Source organism: Corynebacterium sp. HMSC034H07 (genome assembly GCF_001815175.1).
GTDB classification, from domain to species: domain Bacteria; phylum Actinomycetota; class Actinomycetes; order Mycobacteriales; family Mycobacteriaceae; genus Corynebacterium; species Corynebacterium hiratae.
This window is the reverse complement of record NZ_KV819509.1, coordinates 1-953: the sequence shown is the minus strand read 5'-3', so window position 1 is coordinate 953 and position 953 is coordinate 1. Positions and strand designations below refer to the sequence as shown.

At 57.9% G+C, this 953-nt stretch carries 1 protein-coding gene; it reads left to right on the top strand.

Annotated features, from left to right (window positions below; all coding sequences use genetic code 11):
* On the top strand, positions 1–953 hold a 953-nt coding region (istA, locus tag HMPREF3009_RS03215), incomplete at both ends, for an IS21 family transposase (RefSeq protein ID WP_118783627.1).

Below are 953 nucleotides of genomic sequence, written 5' to 3'. Positions count from 1 at the left end.
GCCGGGCTTACCGCCCGGATCACCCATGCACCAGGGCATACGATGCAGGTGGATTGGGCGGGGACCAAGATGTGCCTGTACGACCCTGCGGGCACACCGGGTGCGAAAGTCAGCATTTTCGTTGCCGCGCTGCCGTATTCAGGGATGCTGTTTGCCTGTGCGTGTATTGACCAGCGGCAACAGTCCTGGCTTGATGCCCACCATCAAGCGTTTGACTACTTCGGCGGGGTCTGCCAGGTTGTTGTCCCCGATAACGCGTCGACGGCGTCGAACGCAATCAGCACTGCCGATAGGAATCGGAAGGTCAACGACACTTACCAGCAGTTCTTGGAGCACTACAACACAGCAGCACTTCCTACGCGCGCGCGTCGGCCGAAGGATAAAGCGAATGTGGAAGCTGCGGTAAAGATCGTCACACACAAAGTCATCCACGCCCTTGAAGGCCACCAGTGTGTTGACTTGGACGAGCTCAACGGAAAGATTGTGGACTTAGTCGATGCAATCAACAGGTCCGTGCCGTTTCGCAGTCAGCAGTCAAGCCGCAGGGATCTCTTCGAAGAACACGAGCAGCATCTCCTTGCTGACCTGCCGACAACCCCATGGCAGCACACCGAGTGGAAGCGCGCGAAAGTGGCCCCTGATTTCCATATCACGGTTGCAACGGTGCGCTACTCCGTCCCGCATCAGCTTGTTGGCCGCACTGTCGATGTGCGCATCACCGGGCAAGTCTTGACCGTCTTTGATCAGGGGACGACCGTGGCAACCCACCAGGTTTCGCATAAGCGTGGGGCCTATGTCACTGACTATGAGCACATTCCATCTGGAATGGACTCCACCCGTGGACTGTGGACCAGTGACTACTTTTATCGCGAAGCCAGCAAAACCGGCCCGGCAACACGCAAGGTCATCGAAGAACTCATCGCGGCGAAAGCCATCCCGGCCCAGGCGTACCA